Source organism: Streptomyces sp. TE5632 (assembly GCF_054061295.1).
In genome coordinates, this window is the sequence record NZ_JBSSEA010000003.1 from 5,247,374 (window position 1) to 5,273,218 (window position 25,845).

The 25,845-nt window shown below is 71.4% G+C and carries 20 protein-coding genes; 12 read left to right on the forward strand and 8 right to left on the reverse strand.

Going from position 1 to position 25,845, the window contains the following annotated elements; genetic code table 11:
• Nucleotides 1-68 precede the first annotated feature (68 nt).
• Nucleotides 69-986, forward strand: a complete 918-nt coding sequence (locus ACVW19_RS29155) for a class I SAM-dependent methyltransferase (RefSeq protein ID WP_457463090.1) — start codon at nucleotides 69-71, stop codon at nucleotides 984-986.
• A 97-nt stretch (nucleotides 987-1,083) separates the two neighbouring features.
• Here the strand turns inward: ACVW19_RS29155 and ACVW19_RS29160 are convergent, their stop codons facing one another.
• Entirely contained in the window at nucleotides 1,084-1,911 is an 828-nt protein-coding gene (locus ACVW19_RS29160; RefSeq protein WP_457463091.1) for an aldo/keto reductase, read from the reverse strand.
• Between the two features lie 84 nt (nucleotides 1,912-1,995).
• Nucleotides 1,996-2,907, reverse strand: a complete 912-nt coding sequence (locus ACVW19_RS29165) for a LysR family transcriptional regulator (protein ID WP_457464832.1) — start codon at nucleotides 2,905-2,907, stop codon at nucleotides 1,996-1,998.
• A gap of 212 nt (nucleotides 2,908-3,119) precedes the next feature.
• Between ACVW19_RS29165 and ACVW19_RS29170 the strand changes: the two genes are divergently transcribed.
• Nucleotides 3,120-4,160, forward strand: a complete 1,041-nt coding sequence (locus ACVW19_RS29170) for a bile acid:sodium symporter family protein (RefSeq protein ID WP_457463092.1) — start codon at nucleotides 3,120-3,122, stop codon at nucleotides 4,158-4,160.
• Here the strand turns inward: ACVW19_RS29170 and ACVW19_RS29175 are convergent.
• The 6 genes from ACVW19_RS29175 to ACVW19_RS29200 form a co-directional block, all read right to left on the reverse strand.
• Nucleotides 4,096-5,289, reverse strand: a complete 1,194-nt coding sequence (locus ACVW19_RS29175; protein ID WP_457464834.1) for a DUF4185 domain-containing protein — start codon at nucleotides 5,287-5,289, stop codon at nucleotides 4,096-4,098. The genes ACVW19_RS29170 and ACVW19_RS29175 overlap by 65 nt on opposite strands.
• 229 nt (nucleotides 5,290-5,518) lie before the next feature.
• Complete coding sequence (gene fdhD / locus ACVW19_RS29180; protein WP_457463094.1) at nucleotides 5,519-6,367, reverse strand: formate dehydrogenase accessory sulfurtransferase FdhD; 849 nt, start codon at nucleotides 6,365-6,367, stop codon at nucleotides 5,519-5,521.
• 28 nt (nucleotides 6,368-6,395) lie between these two features.
• The gene (locus tag ACVW19_RS29185) at nucleotides 6,396-7,256 is read right to left on the reverse strand and encodes a 2Fe-2S iron-sulfur cluster-binding protein (RefSeq protein ID WP_457463095.1); all 861 of its coding nucleotides are present in this window, start codon (nucleotides 7,254-7,256) and stop codon (nucleotides 6,396-6,398) included.
• Nucleotides 7,253-9,085, reverse strand: coding sequence for an NAD(P)H-dependent oxidoreductase subunit E (locus ACVW19_RS29190; RefSeq protein ID WP_457463097.1), 1,833 nt, complete (start codon nucleotides 9,083-9,085; stop codon nucleotides 7,253-7,255). The genes ACVW19_RS29185 and ACVW19_RS29190 overlap by 4 nt, the downstream gene beginning before the upstream one ends.
• 26 nt (nucleotides 9,086-9,111) lie before the next feature.
• On the reverse strand, nucleotides 9,112-11,058 hold the full coding sequence (locus tag ACVW19_RS29195; protein WP_457463098.1) for a molybdopterin oxidoreductase family protein: 1,947 nt from the start codon (nucleotides 11,056-11,058) through the stop codon (nucleotides 9,112-9,114).
• Nucleotides 11,055-12,026, reverse strand: coding sequence for a 2-dehydropantoate 2-reductase (locus ACVW19_RS29200; RefSeq protein WP_457463100.1), 972 nt, complete (start codon nucleotides 12,024-12,026; stop codon nucleotides 11,055-11,057). The genes ACVW19_RS29195 and ACVW19_RS29200 overlap by 4 nt, the downstream gene beginning before the upstream one ends.
• On the opposite strand from ACVW19_RS29200, the gene ACVW19_RS29205 reads away from it, so the two are divergent.
• The 10 genes from ACVW19_RS29205 (at nucleotide 11,967) to ACVW19_RS29250 (ending at nucleotide 25,815) form a co-directional block, all read left to right on the forward strand.
• Nucleotides 11,967-12,320, forward strand: coding sequence for an MFS transporter small subunit (locus ACVW19_RS29205; RefSeq protein WP_457463101.1), 354 nt, complete (start codon nucleotides 11,967-11,969; stop codon nucleotides 12,318-12,320). The genes ACVW19_RS29200 and ACVW19_RS29205 overlap by 60 nt on opposite strands.
• A gap of 164 nt (nucleotides 12,321-12,484) precedes the next feature.
• On the forward strand, nucleotides 12,485-13,432 hold the full coding sequence (locus tag ACVW19_RS29210; protein WP_457463103.1) for a beta-ketoacyl-ACP synthase III: 948 nt from the start codon (nucleotides 12,485-12,487) through the stop codon (nucleotides 13,430-13,432).
• 149 nt (nucleotides 13,433-13,581) lie between these two features.
• Nucleotides 13,582-14,259 carry a GntR family transcriptional regulator gene (locus ACVW19_RS29215; protein ID WP_457463104.1) on the forward strand — a complete coding sequence of 226 codons (678 nt, stop codon included), beginning with the start codon at nucleotides 13,582-13,584 and terminating at the stop codon, nucleotides 14,257-14,259.
• A gap of 271 nt (nucleotides 14,260-14,530) precedes the next feature.
• A complete protein-coding gene (locus ACVW19_RS29220) occupies nucleotides 14,531-15,712 on the forward strand; it encodes an ROK family protein (RefSeq protein ID WP_457463106.1) in 1,182 nt (393 codons plus the stop codon).
• Nucleotides 15,713-15,911: 199 nt separating this feature from the next.
• Nucleotides 15,912-17,429 (forward strand): sugar ABC transporter ATP-binding protein, encoded by a 1,518-nt coding sequence (locus ACVW19_RS29225; RefSeq protein ID WP_457463108.1) that lies wholly within the window; start codon nucleotides 15,912-15,914, stop codon nucleotides 17,427-17,429.
• The gene (locus ACVW19_RS29230) at nucleotides 17,426-18,445 is read left to right on the forward strand and encodes an ABC transporter permease (RefSeq protein WP_457463110.1); all 1,020 of its coding nucleotides are present in this window, start codon (nucleotides 17,426-17,428) and stop codon (nucleotides 18,443-18,445) included. Before ACVW19_RS29225 ends, ACVW19_RS29230 begins: the two co-directional genes overlap by 4 nt.
• Before the next feature lie 17 nt (nucleotides 18,446-18,462).
• The gene (locus tag ACVW19_RS29235; protein WP_457463112.1) at nucleotides 18,463-19,512 is read left to right on the forward strand and encodes a substrate-binding domain-containing protein; all 1,050 of its coding nucleotides are present in this window, start codon (nucleotides 18,463-18,465) and stop codon (nucleotides 19,510-19,512) included.
• A gap of 79 nt (nucleotides 19,513-19,591) precedes the next feature.
• Complete coding sequence (locus tag ACVW19_RS29240; RefSeq protein WP_457463114.1) at nucleotides 19,592-20,809, forward strand: Gfo/Idh/MocA family protein; 1,218 nt, start codon at nucleotides 19,592-19,594, stop codon at nucleotides 20,807-20,809.
• A 15-nt stretch (nucleotides 20,810-20,824) separates the two neighbouring features.
• Nucleotides 20,825-21,823, forward strand: a complete 999-nt coding sequence (locus ACVW19_RS29245) for a sugar phosphate isomerase/epimerase family protein (protein ID WP_457463116.1) — start codon at nucleotides 20,825-20,827, stop codon at nucleotides 21,821-21,823.
• Between the two features lie 269 nt (nucleotides 21,824-22,092).
• Complete coding sequence (locus ACVW19_RS29250; protein ID WP_457463118.1) at nucleotides 22,093-25,815, forward strand: ThuA domain-containing protein; 3,723 nt, start codon at nucleotides 22,093-22,095, stop codon at nucleotides 25,813-25,815.
• The last annotated feature ends 30 nt before the right edge of the window (nucleotides 25,816-25,845 follow it).

The following is a 25,845-nucleotide window of genomic DNA, read 5'->3' on the forward strand; positions in this document are numbered from 1 at the left end:
AACGTCATTGGCCTCTGCCCGGTGCGTCGGCGCACCCTGTCCGCATCCGAGCGGAGAGGCTGACCACCATGGCGCACCCCCATCACCACCAGCACGACCACACAGGCACAGGCACAGGCACAGACACACACACGCACACGCACACCGACATCGACTGGGCCGAGATGGCGTCCCTGCTCGAATCGGAGGCCGAACTGTTCACGCCCCTGTACGAGCGGGCTCTCGGCTGGCTCGCGAAGGAGGTGACGGAACCGGGACTGATCGTGGACGCGGGCAGCGGGCCCGGTGTCATCTCGTGCCTGTTCGCCGAGGTCTTCGAGGGCGCCCGCATCGTGGCCGCCGACGGCTCCGCCCCGCTGCTGGAGCGGGCGGCGGAGCGCGCCGCCCGGTACGGCGTCGGTGACCGCTTCGGCACCCTCGCCGGTGAACTTCCCGGCGTGCTCGACGAACTGGAGTACCCCGCCGACCTGTTGTGGGCCAGCCGCAGCGTCCACCACCTGGGTGACCAGCGCGCCGCACTCGCCGCCTACGCCGCCCGGCTCGCGCCCGGCGGCACGCTGGCCGTGATGGAGGGCGGCCTGCCCGCCCGGTACCTGCCGCGCGACATCGGCATCGGCCGGCCCGGCCTCCAGGCCCGCATGGATGCCGTGGAGGCCGACTGGTTCACCCGCATGCGCACCGAACTGCCCGGCGCCGTCGCGCACACCGAGGACTGGACGGCGCTGCTGACCGCGGTCGGTCTGCACCACGCCCGCTCCCGCACCTTCCTCCTCGACCTCCCCGCCCCGGCCGGCGACCGTGTCCGTGCCCACGTCGTCGAGAGGCTCACCCGCACCCGCGACAGACTCTCCGGGGAACTGGACGCCGACGACCGCGCCACCCTCGACCGTCTCCTCGACCCGGCCGACGAGGCGAGCGTCCACCGGCGCCCCGACGTCTTCTACCTGGCGGCCCACACGGTCCACACGGCCGTCCGCCCGGTGTAGGGCCCGGCCGGGCCGGTGACGCCACACGGACGGCGGCCCCCCGTGCGCGAGGGAGGCCGCCGCATCCGTGTCCCGGAAGACCGGGGGCGCCCGGAGGTCAGTTCAGCGTCGCCGGGTCCGGGCCCAGCCGGCGGCCCTCGTCGAGGGCGCTGATCGCCGCGAGGTCCTCGGTGTCCAGACTGAATCCGAAGACGTCGATGTTCTCCTTGATGCGGGACGGCGTCACCGACTTGGGGATGACGACGTTGCCGAGCTGGATGTGCCAGCGCAGCACGACCTGGGCGGGAGTACGGCCGTGCTTCTGCGCGATGGCCACGATCGCCGGGACCTCCAGCAGGCCCTTGCCCTGGCCCAGCGGCGACCAGGCCTCGGTGGCGATGCCCTGCTGCGCGTGGTACTCGCGTGCGGCGCGCTGCTGGAGATGCGGGTGCAGCTCGATCTGGTCGACCGCCGGCACGACCGACGTCTCGGCGATCAGGTGCTCCAGGTGCTCGCGCTGGAAGTTCGACACGCCGATGGCACGGACCCGGCCCTCGGCGTAGAGCTTCTCGAACGCCCGGTACGTGTCGACGTAACGGCCCCGGGCCGGCGTCGGCCAGTGGATGAGGTACAGATCCACATGGTCCAGCCCGAGCTTCGACAGGGACGCGTCGAAGGCGCGCAGGGTGGAGTCGTAACCGTGGTCGTCGTTCCAGAGCTTGGTGGTGACGAAGAGGTCCTCGCGGGGGATCCCCGAGGCCGCGATCGCCCTGCCCGTGCCCTCCTCGTTGCCGTACGCCGCCGCGGTGTCGATGCTGCGGTAGCCCGCCTCCAGTGCCGCCGCGACGGCCGTCTCGGCCTCCGCGTCCGGCACCTGCCAGACGCCGAAGCCCAGTTGGGGCATCTCGACGCCGTTGTTCAGGGTGATCGGGGGGACCTTGCTCACGAGCTCTCGATCCTTCGGGTTGTGATCGGATGACACGCCCATCGTCAACGATCACGGCTCCCGATGCATTCCGGACGGCACGATTCACGTGCGGTACGACGCCTCCACCTCCTCCTCGTACGCCTTCTCGATCGCCCTGCGCTTCAACCGGTCTCCGCCCGCCAGGATCGCCGCCGCCAGCGCGTGCGCCGCACCCTGCGCCGAGGGGCGCCGCCGGCCGTGCGCCACCACGAAGTCCACCCGGCCCGGCTCCGGCAGCCCCGCCCGGTCCGGCATCCGCACCAGCCCCGGCGGGATCAGCCCGCGCGAGTGCACCATCACGCCGAGCCCGGCGTGGGCCGCCGCGAGCAGGCCGTTGAGGCTGCCGCTGGTGCACACGATCCGCCACTCACGGCCCTGCCGCTCCAGCGCCCGCAGCGCGAGTTCCCGGGTGATGCCCGGCGGCGGATAGACGATCAGCGGCACCGGACGGTTCGGTTCCAGGCGCAGCCCCTGCGCGCCGATCCACACCAGCTCGTCGCGCCACACCAGCTCGCCCCGGGGGTCCTTCGGCCGCCGCTTGGCCAGCACCAGGTCCAGCTCGCCCGCGGCCAGCTTCTCGTGCAGCGTGCCCGACAGTTCGACCGTGAGCTCCAGGTCGACCTCCGGGTGCTCGTGCCGGAACCGCTCCAGGATCTCCGGCAGCCTGGTCAGGACGAAGTCCTCCGACGCGCCGAACCGCAGCCGGCCGCGCAGCCGGGTGCCGGCGAAGAACTGCGCCGCCTGCTCGTGCACGTCCAGGATCCGCCGTGCGAAGCCGAGCATCGCCTCGCCGTCCTCGGTGAGCTCCACGGAGTGGGTGTCCCGGGTGAACAGCTGCCGCCCGGTGGCGTTCTCCAGGCGCCGCACGTGCTGGCTGACCGTCGACTGCCGCAGCCCGAGGCGCCGAGCGGCCCGGGTGAAGGACAGCGTGTGCGCCACGGACAGGAACGTCCGCAGCTGCGTCGGGTCGTACATCCCGGTCTCGGCCACCCCTTCAGGTTATCGCGGAACGCGATGACAGTGAGAGCGGTATAAGGGATTCCCGATCACGGCGGGAGGGAGCAGGATGGAGAGGGGCTTCCCGTGCTCGCGCGGCGGAGCCCCGAAGAACGACCGAGCGACGCGAAGAGTCCCCGAGCGAGTGGAGCAAGTGAAGCACCGTGAAACGCCCGCACTGGCCGAGTCGGATGCCGATCGACCCGTACATCCTGCTCCTGCTCGGGACGGTGGGCCTGGCCGCACTGCTCCCGGCGCGCGGAACCGGCGCCGATCTCGCCTCCGGTGCCTCCACCGCCGCCATCGCCCTCCTCTTCTTCCTCTACGGCGCCCGGCTCTCCACCCGTGAGGCACTGGACGGACTGAGGCACTGGCGGCTCCACGGCACCGTCCTGGCCTGCACCTTCGTCGTCTTCCCGCTGCTCGGCCTGGCCGCCCGCGGGTTCGTGCCGGTCCTGCTGACCGACCCCCTGTACCAGGGGCTGCTCTTCCTCACGCTCGTCCCGTCCACCATCCAGTCGTCCATCGCCTTCACCTCCATCGCCCGCGGCAACGTGCCCGCCGCGATCTGCGCCGGCTCCTTCTCCTCACTCGTCGGCATCGTGGCGACCCCCCTGCTCGCGGCGGCGCTGCTGGGCGGGGGCGCCGGCGGGTTCTCCGCAGACTCGGTGACGAGGATCGTGCTGCAACTGCTGGTGCCGTTCGTCGCCGGGCAGGTGCTGCGCCGCTGGATCGGGGGGTTCGTCACCCGCCACCGCAAGGTGCTCGGACTGGTCGACCGGGGCTCGATCCTGCTCGTCGTCTACACCGCGTTCAGCCAGGGAATGGTGCGGGGCGTCTGGAACCAGGTGAGCCCGGCCCGGCTGGGCGGCCTGCTCGCCGTCGAGGCCGTGCTGCTCGCCGTGATGCTGCTGCTGACCTGGTACGGCGCCAAGGCACTGAAGTTCGGCCGGGCGGACCGGATCGCGATCCAGTTCGCGGGTTCGAAGAAGTCCCTGGCCGCCGGACTGCCCATGGCGAGCGTGCTGTTCGGCGCGCAGGCCTCGCTGGCGGTGCTGCCGCTGATGCTGTTCCACCAGATGCAGCTGATGGTCTGCGCGGTGATCGCCAAACGCCGCTCGCACGACCCGGGCCCCCTCGACGCGGGGACCGCCGAGGACGTGGACGTCACCGTCCGGGCCCCAGTCGGATCGTCACGAACCGGGGCCGGTACAGGGACACGTTCCGGCTGAGCGGCACCGCGGCGCCGGAGGGCTCGAGCAGGTTGACGTCGTAGCTGAGCACCAGCCGTCCGTCGTCGCCCAGTTCCGGGTGGGTCTGCGGGTTGTAGGCGGCGGCCCTGTCCTGCGGCAGCGCGGGAGCGAACTCCTTCGCCGGTCCGTGCCACGGTCCGGCGGGGGAGCAGGACCAGTACGACGCCACCGTGGTCAGCCCCTCGGCACCCGCGGCCATCGTGAACAGGACGTACGTCCCGCCGTCCCGCACCACGGAGAAGGCGCTGCCCACGCCGGTGCGGTGTCCGTCGCCGAGCACCGGGCGCGGGCGGGCGCGGGTCTGCCACGCCGAGCCGTTCCAGTACTCCCAGGCCGCCGGATCGGCGAGCCCGCCCTCCACGACCCGCGCCGCGTACGCGTGGGAGGTCTCGCGGGAGACGGCCCGGCCGTCGTCGCCGCCGAAGACGTACGTCCAGCCGTCCTCCTCGACCAGGGTGGTGCCGAACAGGACCCGGCGGGACGGATCGGGGACGCTTCGCTGGTCGAGCACCTCCACCACCGACTCCAGGCGCAGATCGGGCAGGGAGAGCGTGGCGACCTCGGTGGCGGTGGGCACGCCGTAGATCCACGGGGACTGCCCGGCCGTACGCACCCACAGCACGACCCGGACGACCCGCTCCGCGGAGCCGGGGGAGCGGGGCTCGACCCGGGCGGCGACCGGCCAGCGCCACCGGTCCGGCGCGGGGTCGGGGAAGAGCGGGGCGGGGAGGGTGGTCTCGAGCCGGCCGTCGCGCATCAGAACGGCCGAGTTGCGCACCAGCGGCGTGGTGGGGTCCCGCCAGGCGTAGGACTCGCCGGCCGGGTTGGGCGGACCGTACACGTGGCCCAGGTAGGTGTCGGAGAACAGCCACAGCAGTCGGCCGTCGGGCAGCCGCACCGAGTGGGTGCCGTCGCCGCCCGTCCAGTCGTCGGTGCGTGCGGCGTCGTCACCGTAGCGGGCGAACTCGGCGGTGAGGGTGTCCTCCGCCGCCCAGGAGGCGACGGTGTGCGGCGCGCAGAAGCCGTCGCCGCGCCGGTCGTCGTTCTCCGGCAGGACGGAGACCGGCACGGCGCCGAGGACCAGCGCCAGGGCCGCCGCGAGCAGCAGGCGTGTCCTGGCGCTCGTCCTCCCCCGTGCGCGTACTCCTGCTCGTCCTTCTTTTCGTCCTTCTTCTCGTATCCGTGCTCGTGCTGTGTCGTCGGGCACGCTCCGGGACGTTAGTGGCCGGCGTGGCCCGGGTCCATGGCGCGGTGGTCATGCGTCGAGGCGGGGCCCCCACGGCGCAGGGGGCGCTCCCCGCCGGCAGGGACCCCGCCGCCGTGCCGCGGGGGACCGGTCAGCCCTGGGCGACCGCGGTCCGCAGGACGATACGGTCCTCACCCGCGTACACGTTCATGGAACTGCCCCGCAGGAACCCCACGAGGGTCAGCCCCGTCTCCGCCGCCAGGTCCACGGCCAGCGAGGACGGCGCCGAGACGGCCGCCAGCACCGGGATGCCCGCCATGACCGCCTTCTGCGCCAGCTCGAAGGAGGCCCGGCCGGAGACCATCAGGACGGTCCGGGACAGCGGCAGGTTCCCGTTCTGCAGCGCGCGGCCGACCAGCTTGTCGACCGCGTTGTGCCGGCCCACGTCCTCCCGCACGTCCAGCAGCTCGCCGTCCTCGTCGAACAGGGCCGCCGCGTGCAGGCCGCCCGTCCGGTCGAAGACCCGCTGGGAGGCGCGCAGCCGGTCGGGCAGACCGGACAGCAGCTCCGGGGTGAGGCGCAGGGGCGGGCTGTCGGCGATCGGGTGGCGGGTCGTGGTGCGCACCGCGTCCAGACTCGCCTTGCCGCACAGACCGCAGGACGAGGTCGTGTACACGTTGCGCTCGAGCGTGATGTCCGGGATCGCCACGCCCGGCGCGGTCTGCACATCCACCACGTTGTACGTGTTCGACCCGTCCGCGGTCGCCCCCGCGCAGTACACGACGTTCCGCAGATCGGAGGTGGCTGCCAGGACGCCCTCGCTGACCAGGAAGCCGACGGCCAGCGCGAAGTCGTCACCCGGGGTGCGCATCGTGATCGCCAGCGGCTTCCCGTTCAGCCGGATCTCTATGGGCTCCTCGGTGACGAGCGTGTCCGGACGGGTGGACACCACCCCGTCGCGGATGCGGACCACCTTGCGTCGTTCTGTGACTCGTCCCATGTCCCCAGTCCCTGGTCGGTGCCTGGTGTCAGTCCCGGTTCTGTACGTGCTGATAGCCGAAGCGGCCCTTGATGCACAGGTTGCCGTGGGTCACCGGATTGTCGTGCGGTGAGCTGACCTTCACGATCTCATTGTCCTGTACGTGCAGCGTGAGGTTGCAGCCCACTCCGCAGTACGCGCACACCGTCGTCGTCCGCGTCTGCGCCGACTCGTTCCAGGTGCCCGCCGCCCGCATGTCGAACTCCGACTTGAACGACAGGGCGCCCGTCGGGCACACCTCGATGCAGTTCCCGCAGTACACGCACGCCGACTCGGTCAGCGGACCGTCGTGTTCGACCGCGATCCGCGCGTCGAAACCACGGCCCGCGACCGAGATCGCGAAGGAGTTCTGCCACTGGTCGCCGCAGGCGTCCACGCACTTGTAGCAGAGGATGCACTTGCCGTAGTCGCGCACGTACAGGTCGTTGTCGACCCTCGGCTCCTCGTCGAGGCGGGCCGCGTCCGGGCCGAAGCGGTCGGGTTTCGCCTCGTACTCCTTGATCCACTCGGCGGCCCGCGGGGTCGTCGACAGGTCGACGGAGGACGCGAGCAGTTCGAGGACCACCTTCCGGCTGTGCCGGGCCCGCTCGGTGCCGGTCCGTACCTCCATGCCCGGCTCGGCCTTGCGCGAGCAGGCCGGGACCAGCGTGCGCGAGTCCTCGACCTCCACCACGCACACGCGGCACGCGTTCTTCGGCGTCAGCGTGTCGCCCTCGCACAGCGTCGGGACGTCCTTCCCGGCCGCCCGGCAGGCGTCCAGGATCGTCGACCCCTCGGGCGCCCGGACCGGCTCGCCGTCCAGGGTGAACTCCAGCAGGCGGCGGGGAATCCCCAGCGGTGTCACGGTCATTCGTAGGCCCCCAGACGGTCGATGGCGGATTCCACGGCGTTCCACGCGGTCTGGCCCAGACCGCAGATCGAGGCGTCCCGCATCGCGCTGCCCACCTCGCGCAGCAGGGCGATGTCACCGGCGGCGCCGGCGCCGGTGCGTTCCACGATCCGGGTGAGCGCCTCCTCCTGGCGTACGGTCCCGACCCGGCACGGCACGCACTGCCCGCAGGACTCGTCGCGGAAGAACTGTGCGATGCGCAGCAGCAGCCGGGGCAGCGGCACGGTGTCGTCGAAGGCCATCACGACCCCCGAGCCGAGCGTCGCACCCGCCTGGCGGGTGCCCTCGAAGGTGAGCGGGACGTCCAACTCGTCGGCGCGCACGAAGCCGCCGGCCGCCCCGCCGAGCAGCACCGCCCGCAGCCCGTCGCGCACCTCGGCCAGCTCCAGCAGCTCGCCCAGCGTCGCGCCGAACGGCAGTTCGTAGATTCCGGGACGGCCGACGCTGCCGGACACGCAGAACAGCTTGGGGCCGGTGGACCGCTCGGTGCCGATCGCCGCGTACGCCGGGGCGCCCATCGTCAGAATGGGCAGGACGTTGACGAGCGTCTCGACGTTGTTCTCCACCGTCGGCTTGCCGAACAGGCCCTTCTCCACCGGGAAGGGGGGCTTGGAGCGGGGCTCGCCCCGGTAGCCCTCGATGGAGTTGAACAGCGCGGTCTCCTCACCGCAGATGTACGCGCCCGCGCCGCGCCGGATCTCGATGTCGAAGGCGTACCCCTGGCCGAGGACGTCGTCGCCCAGCAGGCCGCGCGCCCGCGCCTGGTCGACGGCGTGCCGCATGCGGTGGAGCGCCCGCGGGTACTCACCGCGCAGATAGAGGTATCCCTGGTGCGCGCCGGTCGCATAGGCGGCGATGGTCATCGCCTCCACCAGCGCGTACGGATCGCCCTCCATGATCACCCGGTCCTTGAAGGTCCCGGGCTCGGACTCGTCGGCGTTGCACACGAGATAGTGCGGCCGGTCCGGCTGGGACGCCGTGGCCTGCCACTTGCGGCCGGTGGGGAAGGCGGCGCCGCCCCGTCCGAGCAGGCCCGAGTCGGTGACCTCCCGGATCACCCCGGCCGGCCCCAGCGCGAAGGCCCGGCGCAGGGCCGCGTAGCCGCCGTGGGCGCGGTAGTCGTCCAGCGACGCCGGGTCGACCGCGCCGACCCGGCGCAGCAGCGTCAGTGAGGGGTCACCCGCCTGGGGCACCGCCATCGCCGCCGGCGGCTCCTCGGGGGCGGCGTCGGGCGCGCTCGCCGCGAGCACCGCCGAGTCCACCGTCGCCGGCGCCGACACCGCCGTACGCACCGGTTCCCCGGCCCTGATCGCCAGGGCCGCCGGGGCGCGTTCGCACAGGCCCAGACAGGGGCTGCGCTCGACGCTCACCCCACTGCCGGGCCCGAGCCGCGACTCGATCCCGGCGCACAGCGCCCCGGCCCCGGCCGCCGTGCACGCGAGGTCCGTGCACACGTGCAGCACGGTCGCCGGGCGGGGCTTGACGGAGAACATCGCGTAGAACGTGGCCACCCCGTACGCCTCCGACGGCGGCACCGTCAGCCGCCGGCACAGATAGTCCAGGGCACCCTCGCTGATCCAGCCCACCCGGTCGTTGACCGCGTGCAGCCCCGGCAGCAGCTGGTCGCGGCGGTCCCGGGCCTCCCGCCCGCCGCGGGCCCACCTCAGATCGCCGGCCCGCGTCTCGTCGCGGTCGGCACCCTCCCACGAGGACTCGGGAGGACCGAGCAGCGCGTCGACCGCCGCCCGCTCCTCGTCCGTCGGTTTGCTGTCACCGAAGCGCAGGTCCACTTACGTCACCTCACTGGATCACTGGGTCACTGGATCACTGGGTCACTGGGGCACGGAGCCGGGAGCTTCTCGATCCGGATCGCCGAGGCCTTGAACTCCGCGGTCCCGGCGATGGGACAGTTGGCCTCGATGGTCAGCACGTTGGTGTCCACCTCGTCGGGGAAGTGGAAGCTCATGAAGGCGAGCCCCGGCCGCAGCGCGGTGTCCACCCACACCGGTGCCAGCACCGACCCGCGCCGGGACGTCACCCGCACCTGCTCGCCGACCACCACTCCGTAGCGCTCGGCATCCTCCGGGCACAGCTCGACGGCCTCGCCGCGCCGCAGGGGCGAGGAGTAACCGCCGCTCTGCACACCGGTGTTGTACGAGTCGAGCCGGCGTCCTGTGGTGAGCCGGATCGGGTACTCCTCGTCGGTCAGGTCGACCGGCGGGTCGTGCTGCACGATCCCGAACGGCGCGGGCCTGCCCCGCCGGTCCGGGTCCGGGTCCCACAACCTGCCGTGCAGATACGGCGGTTCGAGCGCGTCGGTGCTCGGGCACGGCCACTGGATGCCCTGGTGCTCGTCCAGCCGCCCGTAGGTCATGCCGTGGTGGTCGGGGGAGACGGACCGGAGTTCGTCCCAGACGGCCTCGGCGTCGGCGTACTTCCAGTCGTGGCCGAGGCGGGTGGCGAGATCGCAGATGATGTCGATGTCCTCGCGTGCCTCACCGGGCGGCACCACCGCCCGGCGGACGCGCTGCACCCTGCGCTCGCTGTTGGTGGTGGTGCCGTCGGTCTCCGCCCACCCCGCGGTGGCCGGCAGGACGACGTCCGCGAGTTCGGCGGTCTTCGTCAGGAAGATGTCCTGCACCACCAGGAAGTCCAACCCGCTCAGCCGCCGTACCGCCTGCTCGGCGTCCGCCTCGGACTGCGCCGGGTTCTCCCCGATGCAGTAGACGGCGCGCAGCGAACCGTCGTCCATGGCCTCGAACATCTCCGTGAGCGTCATCCCGTAACGCGGTGGGAGGGCGGTGCCCCAGGCGGACTCGAACTTCAGCCGGATCGCGGGGTCGAGGATGTCCTGGAAGCCGGGCAGCCGGTTGGGGATCGCCCCCATGTCGCCGCCGCCCTGCACGTTGTTCTGGCCGCGCAGCGGCTGCAGACCGGCGCCGTAGCGGCCGACGTGGCCGGTGAGCAACGAGAGGTTGACCAGGGCGCGGACGTTGTCGGTGCCGTTGTGGTGCTCGGTGATGCCGAGGGTCCAGCACAGCTGGGCGCGCTCGGCACGGGCGTAGGCGTGCGCCAACTCCCTTATCGCGGCGGCCGGCACGCCGGTCACCTTCTCGGCGAGGGACGGCGTCCACGGTTCGACGAGTGCCCGGTACTCCTCGAAGCCGGTGGTCGCCCCCCGGACGAACGCCTCGTTGACCAGGCCGGCGTGGATGATCTCGCGGCCGATCGCGTGCGCCATCGGGATGTCCGTGCCGACGTTCAGCCCGAGCCAGCTCTCCGCCCACTCTGCGGTCGACGTCCGCCGCGGGTCGACCGCGTACATGCGGGCGCCGTTGTGAATGCCCTTCAGCACGTGCTGGAAGAAGATCGGATGTGCGAAGCGGGCGTTGGAACCCCACATCACGATGACGTCGGTGTGCTCGATCTCCTCGTACGACGAGGTCCCGCCGCCGGAGCCGAACGCGGCCGACAGCCCGGCCACGGACGGGGCGTGACAGGTGCGGTTGCAGGAGTCCACGTTGTGGGTGCCCATGACGACCCGGGCGAACTTCTGTGCCACGTAGTTCATCTCATTGGTCGCGCGGGCACAGGAGAACATCCCGAACGCGCCGCGCGCGGCGCCGATTCCCCGGGCGGCCCGCTCCAGGGCCTCGTCCCAGGTGGCCCGCCGGAACGGCTCGTCACGCGAGTCGCGGACCAGGGGATGGGTGAGCCTGGTGTAGGTCTTCGGGCTCCGGTCACGTTTCCTGGTGCTCTTCATGCGGCGCTCCTCAGCGCGAGCAGGTCCGAGATGGCGTGCACGGTGCGCAGGGTGGGCACCTCCACGCCGGTGATGTCCGCCAACTCGACGACGGCGGCGAGCAGTACGTCGAGTTCGAGCGGTTTGCCGCGCTCCAGGTCCTGGAGCGTGGACGTGCGGTGGTCGCCGACGCGCTCGGCGCCGGCCAGCCGGCGCTCCACGGACACGCCGACCTCGCAGCCGAGGGCGCGGGCGACCGAGAGCGTCTCGTTCATCATGATCTCGATGACCCTGCGGGTACCGCCGTGCAGACACATCTGCCGCATGGTCGCGCGGGCGAGGGCGCTGATCGGGTTGAAGGAGATGTTGCCGAGCAGCTTGACCCAGATGTCGCCGCGCAGTTCGGGCTCCACCGGGCACTTCAGCCCGCCGTCCACCATCGCCCCGCTGAACGCGAGGCAGCGCGCGGAGACACTGCGGTCGGGCTCCCCGATCGAGAACCGGGTGCCCTCCAAGTGCCGCACGACGCCGGGCCCTTCGAGCTCGGTGGCCGCGTAGACGACACAGCCGATCGCCCGCCGGGGCGCGAGCACCGCACTGACCGCGCCGCCGGGGTCCACGCTTTGGACGCGGTGGCCGTCGTGGGGGCCGCCGTGCCGGTGGAAGTACCACCAGGGAATGCCGTTCTGGGCGGCCACGACCGCCGTGGTGTCGTGCAACAGGGGGGCGATCAGCGGCCCGCACGCCGCGTACGCGTTGGCCTTGAGGCCGAGGAAGACGTAGTCGACCGGGCCGATCTCGGCCGGGTCGTCGGTCGCGTGGGGGCGCGCCGTGAAGTCGCCGCGCGGGCTGAGCACCCGCACGCCGTGCTGCCTCATGGCCGCCAGATGCGGTCCACGGGCGACGAGGTGCACATCGGCACCCGCGCGATGGAGCGCGGCGCCGACGTAGGCGCCGATGGCCCCGGCGCCGAGAACTGCCACTTTCACTGGGGAACGCTCCGTTCGGTCGAGGGAGTACCGCGGAGGTGGGGCCGACGGCCGAATTCGCCTTATGTCGACGAAATATTGTCTACAGTATGGAGGTGGCCTCGACAAGGGTTCGCGCACGCCCCGCGTTCCGGCCGCCGGGCAGCCCGGCCGTCCGGGTTTCAGGAGACCTCCCGTCGCACCCCCGGCCGAAAGGGATTTTTCGGTACTTTCGCCTGGCTGTGGGTGGGGGTGCCGCTCGCCTGCGGGCTGTACGAACTCGCACGGAAGGCGGCGCGGCTGTTCACCGGATGACGGGCGGTGCCCGGGCGCGTCGGGATGCGTGTCCGGGTGTCCGCGGGCCTGACCGAAGCCGACAAGCCCGGCGCCCGATTCCTGTCGCATCACCTGTCGGTGTACCCGCCAGTCACTGACCAGACTGGTGGATCCCGCAACCGCAACACGAGGGGGATCCACTCATGATCGGCTCGCGCATCGCCGCCGTCGGCCACTACCAGCCCGCCCGGGTGCTCACCAACGAGGAGCTGGCGGGCATGGTCGACACCAGCGACGAGTGGATCACGAGCCGGGTCGGCATCCGCACCCGTCACATCGCGGGCCCCGAGGAGCCCGTCGACGAGCTGGCCGCACACGCCGCGGCCAAGGCGCTGGCGGCAGCCGGCCGCACCCCCGCCGAGATCGATCTGGTGCTGGTCGCCACGTCCACCGCGATCGACCGCTCGCCCAACATGGCGGCCCGGGTCGCCGCCCGCCTCGGCATCCCCGGGCCGGCCGCGATGGACGTCAACGTGGTGTGCGCCGGCTTCACCCATGCGCTGGCCACCGCCGACCACGCCGTGCGGGCCGGCGCCGCGCGCCGTGCGCTGGTCATCGGCGCCGACAAGATGTCCGAGGTGGCGGACTGGACCGACCGCTCCACCTGCGTGCTCGTCGGCGACGGGGCGGGTGCCGCGGTCGTCGAGGCGGCCGAGACCCCCGAGGAGCCCGGGATCGGGCCCGTGCTGTGGGGCTCGGTGCCGGAGATGGGCAACGCGGTGCGGATCGAGGGGACGCCGCCGCGGTTCGCGCAGGAGGGGCAGAGCGTGTACCGCTGGGCGACCACGAAGCTGCCGGCCATCGCCCGCCAGGCCTGCGAGAAGGCGGGACTGGCGCCGGAGGAACTCGCCGGGGTGGTGCTGCACCAGGCCAACCTGCGGATCATCGAACCCCTCGCGCTCAAGATCGGCGCCGTCAACGCCGTCGTCGCCCGCGACGTCACCGAGTCGGGCAACACATCGGCCGCGAGCATCCCGCTCGCCTTCGCCAAGCTCGTCGAGCGGGGAGCGGTGTCGTCCGGCGACCCGGTCCTGCTGTTCGGCTTCGGCGGGAACCTGTCGTACGCGGGGCAGGTCGTCCGCTGCCCCTGAAGATCCCCCTCGTACGAGTGTGACGCGATCGACTCCCCCTCTCCCTGGTACACGGGCGCCGTAGACTGTAGACGAAAGACAATCACTACTGGCGGCGCCGAACGACCGGCCGTGCGGCCGGGCGCGGGCTGCCGAGGAGGGGGACCGCGATGCTGTCGACCGGACTGCCCCAGGGGGCGGTGCCCAAGCTCGAACGACCGGGACCGCTACGGGACCGGGTCTACGAGGCACTGCTCGAGCTCATCACCACGCGCGCCCTCCAGCCCGGCCAGCATCTGGTCGAGAGCGAACTCGCCGGTCACCTCGGGGTCTCCCGGCAGCCGGTGCGCGAGGCGCTGCAGCGGCTGAACACCGAGGGCTGGGTCGATCTGCGCCCCGCGCAGGGCGCGTTCGTGCACGAACCGACGGAGCAGGAGGCCGACCAACTCCTCACCGTGCGCACGCTGCTGGAGGCCGAGGCGGCCAGGCTCGCCGCGCTCAACGCCGACAGCGCGGGCGTCGAGGCCCTGGAGGAGATCCTGGCGCTGGGCCTGGAGGCCGTCGCCTCCGACGACGTGGACGCCGCCGTCGTCCTCAACGCCCGCTTCCACGCCAAGATCATGGACCTGGCCGGCAACGCGGTCCTCGCCGAACTCGCCGCCCAGGTCGGCCGCCGGGTGCGCTGGTACCACACCCCCGTCGCCCGGCAGCGCGGCGGGCAGTCCTGGGCCGAGCACCGCGACCTGATCGCCGCCGTCGCCGCCCGCGACGAGCGGCTGGCCGAGCGGCTCATGCGCGAACACACCGAGCACACCCGGCGCTCGTACCTCGCGCAGGCGAAGTCCTGACGACACCGGCCTCCTGACGACACCGGCCTCCTGTCGGCAGTGAAGTCCTGACCGAACCTCCGGGGCGCGGGGACCCGACCGCGGGAAGGGGCCCGCGTGGCTCCGTGCGGGCCCCTTTGTCCTGTGAGTGGAAAAAGTGGGGGCCAATTCCTGCGCGACTTCTTCCCACCTCCGGCAGCCGCTGCTACGTTCCCTCCGAAAGCACGCCACGCATGTGGCCAAAACCCGGCGCGCACAGGCCGATCGAGGCGGGGAGGGGTTCGTGAGACGTATGACCGCACGACCCGCGAACGCGCATCAGGCCCGACTGCTCCGGCTGTTGCGCGACGGTGGCCCCAACTCCCGTGCCCAGCTGGGCGACCAGGTCGACCTCTCCCGGTCGAAGCTGGCCGTGGAGGTGGACCGGCTGCTGGAGACGGAACTCGTCGTGGCCGACGGACTCGCCGCCTCGCGCGGCGGCCGGCGCTCCCACAACATCCGCCTCAACCCGCACCTGCGCCTCCTCGGCGTGGACATCGGCGCGACCTCGGTCGACGTCGCCGTCACCAACGCCGAACTGGAGATCCTCGGGCACCTCAACCAGCCCATCGACGTCCGTGACGGACCGGTCGCGGTGTTCGAACAAGTCCTGGCCATGGCCGCGAAGTTGAAGGCCACCGGGCTCGCCGAGGGGTTCGACGGCGCCGGTATCGGCGTCCCGGGCCCGGTCCGCTTCCCCGAGGGCATCCCGGTGGCACCGCCGATCATGCCCGGCTGGGACGGCTTCCCCGTGCGGGAGGCGCTCAGCCAGGACCTCGGCTGCCCGGTCATGGTCGACAACGACGTGAACCTGATGGCGATGGGGGAGCAGCACGCGGGCGTCGCCCGCACCGTCGGCGACTTCCTCTGCGTCAAGATCGGTACCGGCATCGGCTGCGGCATCGTCGTCGGCGGTGAGGTCTACCGCGGTACGACGGGCAGCGCCGGCGACATCGGGCACATCCAGGCCGTACCCGACGGCCGCCCGTGCGCCTGCGGCAACCGGGGCTGTCTGGAGGCCCACTTCAGCGGCTCGGCCCTCGCCCGGGACGCCATGGAGGCCGCCGAACAGCGGCTCTCCGCCGAACTCGCGAGCCGCCTGGAGACGAACGGCACGCTCAGCGCCGTCGACGTCGCCGCCGCGGCCGCCGCGGGGGACGCCACCGCCCTCGACCTGATCCGCGAGGGCGGCAACCGCACCGGCCAGGTCATCGCCGGCCTGGTCAGCTTCTTCAACCCCGGCCTGGTGGTGATCGGCGGCGGGGTGACCGGTCTCGGCCACACCCTGCTCGCCGCCATCCGCACCCAGGTCTACCGCCAGTCGCTGCCCCTGGCGACCGGCAACCTGCCCATCGTCCTCGGGGAGTTGGGCCCCACCGCCGGAGTCATCGGCGCGGCCCGGCTCATCAGCGACCACCTGTTCTCACCCGCGTAAGCAGCCCACGGCTCCACCGCACCGCTCACGTAGTTCGCACCGCCAGCACCGCCAGCACCGCCAGCACCGCCAGCACCGTTTCACCGCACGGAACAGCGCACCGGCACCACGTACGGCTCCGCCGCTCCACCCCTGCTCTGACAACGTTGGCCCGACCGCGCCCTGACACCGGCCCGCACGCCCGCCGAGGGGAATCCGCATGGCACCCGAACCACCGCTGCTCAGCATGTCCGGCATCACCAAGTCGTTCCCCGGCGTCCGGGCCCTGGACGGCGTCGACCTCGACGTCCAGGCCGGCGAGGTGCACTGCCTGCTCGGCCAGAACGGCGCCGGCAAGTCCACCCTGATCAAGGTGCTGGCCGGCGCCCACCAGCCCGACACGGGCATGATCCGCTGGCGCGGAGAAGCGGTCACCCTGCGCTCGCCGATCGCCGCCATGCGCCTCGGTATCGCCACCATCTACCAGGAACTCGACCTGGTGGAGCACATGACGGTCGCCGAGAACGTCCACCTCGGCCAGGAGCCGACGACCGCCGGGTTCGTGGTCCGCCCGAGAACGTCCAGGGAGGCGACGAGCCGGCTGCTGGCCCGGCTCGGGCACCCGGAGATCGAACCGGCCCGGCTGGTGGGGGAGTTGTCGGCGGCACAGCAGCAGATCGTCTCGATGGCGCGGGCACTCTCGCACGACGTACGCCTCATCGTGATGGACGAACCCTCGGCGGCACTCGACCCGGACGAGGTCGAGAACCTCTTCCGCATCGTCGCCGATCTCACCGCCGACGGAGTCGCCGTCGTCTACATCTCGCACCGCCTCGAGGAGATCCGGCGCATCGGGGACCGGGTGACCGTGCTGAAGGACGGCCGGGCCGTCGCGGGCGGACTGCCCGCGAAGTCCACCCCGACCCGCGAGGTGGTCTCCCTGATGACCGGCCGCGACGTCGAGTACGTCTTCCCCCGGCGGCCCGCCTCCCCGCCGACCGGCGAACCGGTGCTGACCGTCGAAGGGCTGTCCCGCGAGGGCGAGTTCGCCCCCCTCGACCTCCAGCTGCGTCCCGGGGAGATCGTCGGGCTCGCAGGTCTGGTCGGCTCCGGGCGCTCCGAGATCCTGGAGACCGTCTACGGGGCCCGCAAACCGGACACCGGCCGGGTCCTGGTCGACGGACGCCCGCTGCGGCCGGGCAGCGTCCGCGCCGCCGTGCGCGCCGGGATCGGGCTCGCCCCCGAGGAACGCAAGGCGCAGGCCCTGCTCATGCTGGAGTCCGTCACCCGCAATGTGTCGGTCTCCGCCATGTCCCGCTTCTCCCGGGCCGGTTGGATCGACCGGAGCGCCGAGCTGAGGGCCGCCCGCGCCGCCACCCGTGAGCTGTCGCTCCGGCCGGACAACCCGGACGTGCCCGTGCGCACCCTGTCCGGCGGCAACCAGCAGAAGGCCGTGCTCGCCCGCTGGCTGCTGCGCGGCTGCCGGGTGCTGCTGCTGGACGAACCCACCCGCGGCGTCGACGTCGGCGCCCGCGCCGAACTGTACGCGGTCGTCCGCCGCCTGGCGGACGAAGGCCTCGCGGTGCTGCTCGTCTCCAGCGAGGTCCCCGAAGTGCTCGGCCTCGCCGATCGCGTCCTGGTGCTCCGGGAAGGCGACGTCGTCCACACGGCGCCCGCCCGGGAGCTCGACGAACACCGTGTACTCGACCTCGTCATGGAAGGAAGCCCGGCGTCATGACGCAGCCCGTCTCCCCGCCGCGGGACAGCACCGACAAGGTGCCGGCCATCGGTGAAAAGCCCGCACGGCGCGCCGTGTTGTTCCGCGCCGACGTCCGTACGCTGTCCCTGCTCGGCGTGCTCGCCGCCCTCGTCCTCATCGGCGGCATCACCAGACCCGACGAGTTCCTGGACACCCGCAACCTCCAACTCGTCCTCACCCAGGCCTCCGTCATCGGTGTCGTCACCGTCGGCATGACCTTCGTCATCACCTCCGGCGGGATCGACCTGTCGGTCGGCGCGATCGTCGCCCTGTCCTCGGTGTGGGCGACCACCGTGGCCACCCAGGAGTTCGGCTTCGCCGGCATCCTGTTCACCGCCGTCCTCGTCGGACTGGGCTGCGGCCTGGTCAACGGGGTGCTCATCGCCTACGGCGGGATGGTCCCGTTCATCGCGACGCTCGCCATGCTCGCCTCGGCCCGTGGTTTGGCCCTGCTGATCACCGACGGGCGGACCCAGGTCGTCACCATCGGCAGCGTTCTCGACCTCGGCGAACGCGACTCCTACGTCCTCGGCGTCCCGCCCCTGGTCCTGGTGTTCGCCGCGGTCACCGTCATCGGCTGGCTGGTGCTCAACCGGACCACCTTCGGGCGCCGCACCGTCGCCGTCGGAGGCAACCCGGAGGCGGCCCGGCTCGCCGGCATCGATGTCCGCCGCCAGCGGCTGTACCTCTACCTGCTGTCCGGGCTGTGCTGCGGCATCGCCGCCTTCCTGCTGATCGTCCTGGCCGGCTCCGGCCAGAACACCAACGGCAACCTCTACGAACTCGACGCCATCGCCGCCGCGATCATCGGCGGCACCCTGCTCACCGGAGGCCGCGGCACCATCGTCGGCTCCGTGCTGGGCGTCCTGATCTTCACCACGATCACCAACATCTTCGCCCTGAACAACCTGCAGAGCGACGTCCAGCAGATCGCCAAGGGCGCGATCATCGTCGCCGCCGTGCTGGTCCAGCGCCGTACCGCGAGCACGACCTGACGAAAGGGTTCACCGCCATGCCAGAGCCGACGCCTTTCACGAGCCGCAGAGGGCTGCTCTTCTCAGCCGCCGCCGTGTCCGCCGGTGTCCTCGTCACCGGCTGCACCAGCAACGAACCGAGCGACGCGAAGCCGACCGCGAACGACCAGCCGGCGGCCGACGACAAGCCCGGCAAGCCGGTCACCATCGGCTTCGCCGGACCGCAGGCCGACCACGGCTGGCTCAACGCCATCAACGACCAGGCCAAGAAGCGCGCCGAGAAGTACTCCGACGTCACCATGGAGATCACCGAGGGCTCCAACGACACCGCCCAGCAGATCGGCCAGATCGAGACCCTCATCAACAAGAAGGTCGACGTCCTGGTGGTGCTGCCCGCCGACGGCAAGGCGCTCACCCAGGTCGGGCTGAAGGCGATGCGCGCGGGCATCCCCGTCGTCAACCTCGACCGCGTCTTCAACACCCCGCAGGCCTACCGCTGCTGGATCGGCGGCGACAACTACGGGATGGGCCTGAACGCCGGGCACTACATCGGCGAGAAGCTCAAGGACACCCCCGACGCCCGGGTCGTCGAACTGGCCGGCCTGGACAACCTGGAGCTCACCAAGCAGCGCACCCAGGGCTTCGACGACGCACTGAAGAACTACCCCAACATCAAGAAGGTGGCCCGCCAGGCCGCCGAGTTCACCGTCGAGTCGGGCCAGGCCAAGATGGCCCAACTCCTCCAGGCACAGTCGAAGTTCGACGCGCTGTGGAACCACGACGACGACCAGGGCGTGGGTGCGCTGCGGGCCATCGAGCAGGCCGGGCGCGACGACTTCCTGATGGTCGGCGGCGCGGGCGCGCTCTCCGCCTTCGAGGCCATCAAGGCGGACAACGGCGTCCTGAAGGCGACGGTGCTGTACCCGCCGTCGATGGCCGCCTCCGCGATCGACCTGGCCCGCGCCCTCGGCCAGGGCAAGGGCGTCGGCGGCCTCGCCGAGTTCGAGATCCCCACCTCGCTGACCTGCTACTCGGCCGTGGTCGACAAGGAGAACGTCGACCAGTACATGCCCACCGGCTTCAAGTGACGAGCCCCGCCCCACGGGCCTGACCAGCCCACCGGGCGGGGCCCACCCCGCCCGCCACGACGACGAGGAGGACAACCGTATGGCACAGCCGCAGCAGTCAGATGGGGCAGACGGCGCAGAAACGGGGAAGCCACCCCTGCGCGTCGGCATGGTCGGCTACGCCTTCATGGGTGCCGCCCACTCCCAGGGCTGGCGCACCGCGGGCCGCGTCTTCGACCTGCCGCTGAGCCCCGAACTGGCCGTGATCTGCGGCCGGGACGCCACCGCGGTGCGCGCGGCGGCCGACCGCCACGGCTGGGCGGACACCGAGACCGACTGGCGTGCCCTGGTCGAACGGGACGACGTCGACCTCGTCGACATCTGCACCCCGGGCGACAGCCACGCCGAGATCGCGGTGGCCGCCCTCGCCGCGGGCAAGCACGTGCTGTGCGAGAAGCCCCTCGCCAACACCGTCACCGAGGCCGAGTCGATGGTCCGCGCCGCCGAAGAAGCCCAGGAGCAAGGCCGGTTGGCGATGGTCGGCTTCAACTACCGCCGGGTGCCCGCGACCGCGCTGGCCCGGCGGATGGTGGCCGAGGGCCGCATCGGCACCCTGCGGCACGTACGGGTGGCGTACCTCCAGGACTGGCTGGTGGACCCCGCGTTCCCGCTGACCTGGCGGCTGCGCCGGGAACAGGCCGGCTCCGGCTCGCTCGGCGACCTCGGCGCGCACATCGTCGACCTGGCGCAGTACCTGGCGGGGGAGCCGCTGGCGGGCGTCTCCGCGCTCACCGAGACGTTCGTCCGCCGACGGCCGCTGCCCACCGAGCCCACCAGCGGGCTGGCCGCCGTCAACGGCACCGGCACCGGTCAGGTCACCGTCGACGACGCCGCCCTGTTCACCGGCCGCTTCGCCTCCGGCGCCCTCGCCTCCTTCGAGGCCACCCGGTACGCCACCGGCCGCAAGAACGCCCTGCGCATCGAACTCAACGGCGAGCGAGGATCGTTGGCCTTCGACCTGGAACGGCTCAACGAGCTCTCCTACCACGACGGCACCGAGCCCGGCGCGCACGCGGGGTTCCGCCGCATCCTCGTCACCGAACCCGACCACCCCTACCTGGACGCCTGGTGGCCGCCGGGCCACGGCCTCGGCTACGAGCACACCTTCGTGCACCAGGCCCGCGACCTGGTCCACGCGGTCGCCGACGGCCGCACACCCGAACCCTCCTTCGCCGACGGGCTGCAGGTGCAACGCGTGCTCGCGGCCGTGGAGGAGAGCGCCGAGAAGAACTCCCTCTACACGCCGATCGCCGCCTGAGGAGGACGGACACCGATGCCGCGCAACTTCACGCTGTTCACCGGACAGTGGGCGGACCTGCCCCTGGAGGAAGTCTGCCGACTCGCCCGCGACTTCGGCTATGACGGCCTCGAACTCGCCTGCTGGGGAGACCACTTCGAGGTGGACAAGGCGCTCGCCGATCCGTCCTACGTCGCCTCCCGTCACCAGCTCCTCGACAAGTACGGCCTCACGTGCTGGGCGATCTCCAACCATCTGGTCGGCCAGGCGGTGTGCGACGCCATCATCGACGAGCGCCACCAGGCCATCCTGCCCGCCAGGATCTGGGGCGACGGCGAACCCGAGGGCGTACGGCAGCGGGCCGCCGCCGAGATCAAGGACACCGCGCGCGCCGCGGCCCGCCTCGGCGTCGACACCGTCATCGGATTCACCGGGTCGGCGATCTGGCATCTGGTCGCCATGTTCCCGCCCGCTCCCGAGTCGATGATCGACCGCGGCTACGAGGACTTCGCGACGCGCTGGAACCCGATCCTGGACGTCTTCGACGCCGAGGGCGTGCGGTTCGCGCACGAGGTGCACCCCAGCGAGATCGCGTACGACTACTGGACCACCGTACGCACCCTGGAGGCGGTCGACCACCGGCCGGCCTTCGGACTCAACTTCGACCCCTCCCACTTCGTGTGGCAGGACCTCGACCCGGTCGGCTTCCTGTGGGACTTCCGCGACCGGATCTACCACGTGGACTGCAAGGAGGCCCGCAAGCGCCTCGACGGCCGCAACGGCCGCCTCGGCTCCCACCTGCCCTGGGGCGACCCCCGGCGCGGCTGGGACTTCGTCTCCGCCGGCCACGGCGACGTCCCCTGGGAGGACGTCTTCCGCATGCTGCGCTCCATCGGCTACCAGGGCCCCGTCTCCGTCGAATGGGAGGACGCCGGCATGGACCGGCTCCAGGGCGCCCCGGAGGCTCTCACCCGGCTCAAGGCGTACGACTTCGAGCCGCCCAGCGCGTCCTTCGACGCCGCGTTCAACAGCTGAACCGCACGCCCGACGGCAGGTCGGGGGCGGGGGCCGGAGCATCCGCCGGTCCCCGGTCCGACCTGCCCGGATCCTGCTTTGTCCTGCGCTGGGGAAAAGTTCAGCCGGCCCCGGCCCAAGGGGTGTTCGTTCCGGAAGAACGCGGTTACCGTCCCTGAAGTGTTCAGGACACCCACGCCTCCGGGGTGACGGCGCACCCCGGCATCCGCACGCACCGCACGTCTTCGCACCTGTTCCGTACGGCCCCACCCCGTTCCCGGAGGGACTTCGTGCACAGAAGCAGACTCAAACCCACCCACACCACGAGGCGCCCCAGACTTCGCACCACCCTCGCCCTGTTCACCGGCCTGATGCTGGCCGTGGGCACCCCGGCGACCGTCGCCGGCGCCCACCCCGGCCACCCGGAGCACGACGAACCGGCGGCCGCCGAGGGACAGTTCCAGCAGGTGCCGCTCGCCAAGGGCGAGCCCGAGACGGGCGAGCCGATGTCGCTCGCCGTGCTCCCGGACCGCAGCGTCCTGCACACCTCGCGCGACGGCACACTGCGCCTCACAGACCAGGGCGGCGTCACCAAGGTCGCCGGCAGGATCCCCGTCTACAGCCATGACGAGGAGGGCCTGCAGGGCGTCGGCATCGACCCGGACTTCGAGAACAACCGGGCGGTCTACCTCTACTACGCCCCGCCGCTCGACACCCCCGCGGGCGACGCCCCGGAGACCGGCACCGCCGAGGACTTCGCGAAGTTCGACGGCGTCAACCGCCTCTCCCGGTTCGTCCTCAATTCCAACGGCACGCTGGACATGGCCAGCGAGAAGAAGGTCCTGGACGTCGAGGCCTCCCGCGGCACCTGCTGCCACGTCGGCGGGGACATCGACTTCGACGCCGAGGGCAACCTCTACCTGTCCACCGGCGACGACACCAACCCCTTCGCCTCCGACGGCTTCACGCCGATCGACGAACGGCCCGGCCGCAACCCCGCCTTCGACGCCCGCCGCAGCTCCGGCAACACCAACGACCTGCGCGGCAAGATCCTCCGCATCAAGGTCGCCGAGGACGGCTCGTACACCGTCCCGGAGGGCAACCTCTTCGCCCCCGGCACCGAGAAGACCCGCCCCGAGATCTACGCGATGGGCTTCCGCAACCCGTTCCGGATCAGTGTCGACGAGAAGACCGGCACCGTCTACGTCGGCGACTACGGCCCCGACGCCGGCGTCGCCGACCCGAAGCGGGGCCCGGCGGGCCAGGTCGAGTTCGCCAAGGTCACCGAGGCCGCCAACTTCGGCTGGCCGTTCTGCACCGGCGACAACGACGCCTACGTCGACTACGACTTCGCCACCAAGACCTCCGGCGAGAAGTTCGACTGCGACGCCCCGAAGAACACCTCGCCGCACAACACCGGTCTCACCGACCTGCCGCCCGCCCAGCCCGCCTGGATCCCGTACGACGGCGGCTCCGTGCCCGAGTTCGGCAGCGGCTCCGAGTCACCGATGGCCGGCCCGGTCTACCGCTACGACCCGGACCTCGACTCCAAGGTGAAGTTCCCCGAGGCGTACGACGGCGACTTCTTCGCGGGTGAGTTCGGCCGCCGCTGGATCAAGCGGATCGAGCAGACCGAAGACGGACCCGACGGCTCCGTCGCGAAGATCAACGACTTCCCGTGGACCGGCACCCAGATCATGGACATGGAGTTCGGCCCCGACGGCGCGCTCTACGTCCTGGACTACGGCCTCTCCTGGTTCAAGGGCGACGAAAACTCCGCGCTGTACCGGATCGAGAACGCCCAGGACGGCTTCTCCCCGATCGCCGAGGTGAGTGCCGACAGGACGTCCGGCGCGGCCGGCCTCAAGGTCGCCTTCACCGCCTCCGCCAAGGACGCCGACTCCCCGGACCTCACCTACGGCTGGGACTTCGGCGACGGCACCAAGGGTGAGGGGCTCAAGCCCACCCACAAGTACAAGAAGGTCGGCACCTACACCGCGACCTTCACCGCGAAGGACCCCGAGGGCAACACCGGCAACGCCAGCGTCCGGATCGTGGTCGGCAACACCGAGCCCACGGTGACGATCGACGTCCCGGGCAACGGCAGTCTGGCAGCCTTCGGCGAGCCCGTTCCGTTCAAGGTGACCGTCACCGACCCCGAGGAGAAGGTCGACTGCTCCAAGGTCAAGGTCGTCTACAGCCTCGGCCACGACTCCCACGCCCACGAACTGACCAGCGAGACGGGCTGCGAGGGCACCCTCAACCCGCCCCCCGGTGACGGCGGTCACGACCCCAACGCCAACATCTACGGTGTCGTCGGCGCCGATTACACCGACGGCGGGGCCAACGGCCAGGAGGCCCTGACCGGCACCGCCCGCACCGTGCTCCAGCCGCTGCACCGCCAGGCCGAGCACTTCACCGCCCAGTCGGGCGTGAAGACCTTCGACAAGACCGCCGCCAACGGCGGCAAGACCGTCGGAGACGTCCACGACGGCGACTGGATCTCCTTCAGCCCCTACCGGTTCGACGGGCAGAAGAAGATGACCGTGCGGGCCTCCTCCGGCGGCGCCGGCGGCTTCATCGAGCTGCGCACCGGCTCGCCCGACGGCAAGCTGCACGGCTCGGCGTACATCCCGCCGACCGGCGGCTGGGAGACGTTCCAGAACGTCGACGTGCCGCTGCGTTCGCTGCCGAAGCGCACCACGGAGATCTACCTGGTCTTCCGGGGCGGCGACGGCGCGCTGTACGACGTGGACGACTTCGAGTTCTCCACCGAGCCGTTCAAGGCCGGCAAGAAGGTCCTGGTCTTCTCCAGGACGGCCGGCTTCCGGCACGACTCGATCCCGGCCGGCATCGCCGCGCTCAAGGAACTCGGCGCCCCGGCCGGCGTCACGGTCGACGCGACCGAGGAGGCCGGACAGTTCACCACGGCCAACCTCGCCAAGTACGACGCGGTGGCCTTCCTGTCCACCACCGGTGACGTGCTGAACGCCGCCCAGCAGAAGGCGTTCGAGGACTACGTCAAGAACGGCGGCGGTTACCTGGGCATCCACGCCGCCGCCGACACCGAGTACGACTGGGAGTTCTACGGCGGTCTCGTCGGCGCGTACTTCGACTCGCACCCGGCCATCCAGAAGGCCACCGTGCGCGTCGAGGACCACGACCACCCGTCCACCGCGCACCTGGACGACGCCTGGGAGCGCACCGACGAGTGGTACAACTACCGCACCAATCCGCGTGAGCAGGCCAAGGTCCTCGCCACCCTCGACGAGACGACGTACCAGGGCGGCACCATGAAGGGCGACCACCCGATCGCCTGGTGCCAGAGCTACGGCGGTGGCCGCTCCTTCTACACCGGCGGCGGCCACACCAAGGAGTCCTATGCCGAGGAGGCCTTCCGCGCCCATCTGCTCGGCGGTCTGCAGTACGCCACCGGCCAGGTCAAGGCGGACTGCAAGCCGAGCAAGGACTACCGGAAGATCTTCAACGGCCAGACCCTGGACGGCTGGAAGCAGGCCGGCCCCGGCAAGTTCAACGTCAAGGACGGCACCATGGAGTCCGAGGGCGGCATGGGGCTGCTCTGGTACCAGGCCAAGGAGCTGAGGTCGTACTCCCTCAAGCTCGACTGGAAGATGCGGGGCGACGACAACTCCGGTGTCTTCGTGGGCTTCCCGGCCTCCGACGACCCCTGGTCCGCGGTGAACAAGGGCTACGAGATCCAGATCGACGCCACGGACGCGCCCGACCGCACCACGGGTTCCGTCTACTCGTTCCAGTCGGCGAACATCAAGGCCCGTGACCAGGTCCTGCGTCCGCCCGGCCAGTGGAACTCCTACGAGATCAAGGTCCAGGGCGAACGGCTCCAGGTGTTCCTCAACGGAGTCAAGATCAACGACTTCACCAACAAGGACCCCGAGCGGAGCCTGACCGACGGCCACATCGGCCTCCAGAACCACGGGGCCGACGACCAGGTCTCCTTCCGCAACATCCAGCTGAAGGAGCTGCCCTCCTAAGGGCTACCGGAACGGCGGCGGGTGGAGGAC

What these genes read in the sequence shown, in the direction of transcription:
- ACVW19_RS29185 (WP_457463095.1), bottom strand. Translation starts at nt 7,256, where the DNA reads ATGACCGTGACACCGCTGGGGATTCCCCGCCGCCTGCTGGAGTTCACC.
- ACVW19_RS29155 (WP_457463090.1), top strand. Translation starts at nt 69, where the DNA reads ATGGCGCACCCCCATCACCACCAGCACGACCACACAGGCACAGGCACA.
- fdhD (WP_457463094.1), bottom strand. Translation starts at nt 6,367, where the DNA reads ATGGGACGAGTCACAGAACGACGCAAGGTGGTCCGCATCCGCGACGGG.
- ACVW19_RS29225 (WP_457463108.1), top strand. Translation starts at nt 15,912, where the DNA reads ATGGCACCCGAACCACCGCTGCTCAGCATGTCCGGCATCACCAAGTCG.
- ACVW19_RS29245 (WP_457463116.1), top strand. Translation starts at nt 20,825, where the DNA reads ATGCCGCGCAACTTCACGCTGTTCACCGGACAGTGGGCGGACCTGCCC.
- ACVW19_RS29215 (WP_457463104.1), top strand. Translation starts at nt 13,582, where the DNA reads ATGCTGTCGACCGGACTGCCCCAGGGGGCGGTGCCCAAGCTCGAACGA.
- ACVW19_RS29230 (WP_457463110.1), top strand. Translation starts at nt 17,426, where the DNA reads ATGACGCAGCCCGTCTCCCCGCCGCGGGACAGCACCGACAAGGTGCCG.
- ACVW19_RS29170 (WP_457463092.1), top strand. Translation starts at nt 3,120, where the DNA reads ATGCCGATCGACCCGTACATCCTGCTCCTGCTCGGGACGGTGGGCCTG.
- ACVW19_RS29220 (WP_457463106.1), top strand. Translation starts at nt 14,531, where the DNA reads ATGACCGCACGACCCGCGAACGCGCATCAGGCCCGACTGCTCCGGCTG.
- ACVW19_RS29240 (WP_457463114.1), top strand. Translation starts at nt 19,592, where the DNA reads ATGGCACAGCCGCAGCAGTCAGATGGGGCAGACGGCGCAGAAACGGGG.
- ACVW19_RS29210 (WP_457463103.1), top strand. Translation starts at nt 12,485, where the DNA reads ATGATCGGCTCGCGCATCGCCGCCGTCGGCCACTACCAGCCCGCCCGG.
- ACVW19_RS29195 (WP_457463098.1), bottom strand. Translation starts at nt 11,058, where the DNA reads ATGAAGAGCACCAGGAAACGTGACCGGAGCCCGAAGACCTACACCAGG.
- ACVW19_RS29235 (WP_457463112.1), top strand. Translation starts at nt 18,463, where the DNA reads ATGCCAGAGCCGACGCCTTTCACGAGCCGCAGAGGGCTGCTCTTCTCA.
- ACVW19_RS29165 (WP_457464832.1), bottom strand. Translation starts at nt 2,907, where the DNA reads ATGTACGACCCGACGCAGCTGCGGACGTTCCTGTCCGTGGCGCACACG.
- ACVW19_RS29205 (WP_457463101.1), top strand. Translation starts at nt 11,967, where the DNA reads ATGGAGCGCGGCGCCGACGTAGGCGCCGATGGCCCCGGCGCCGAGAAC.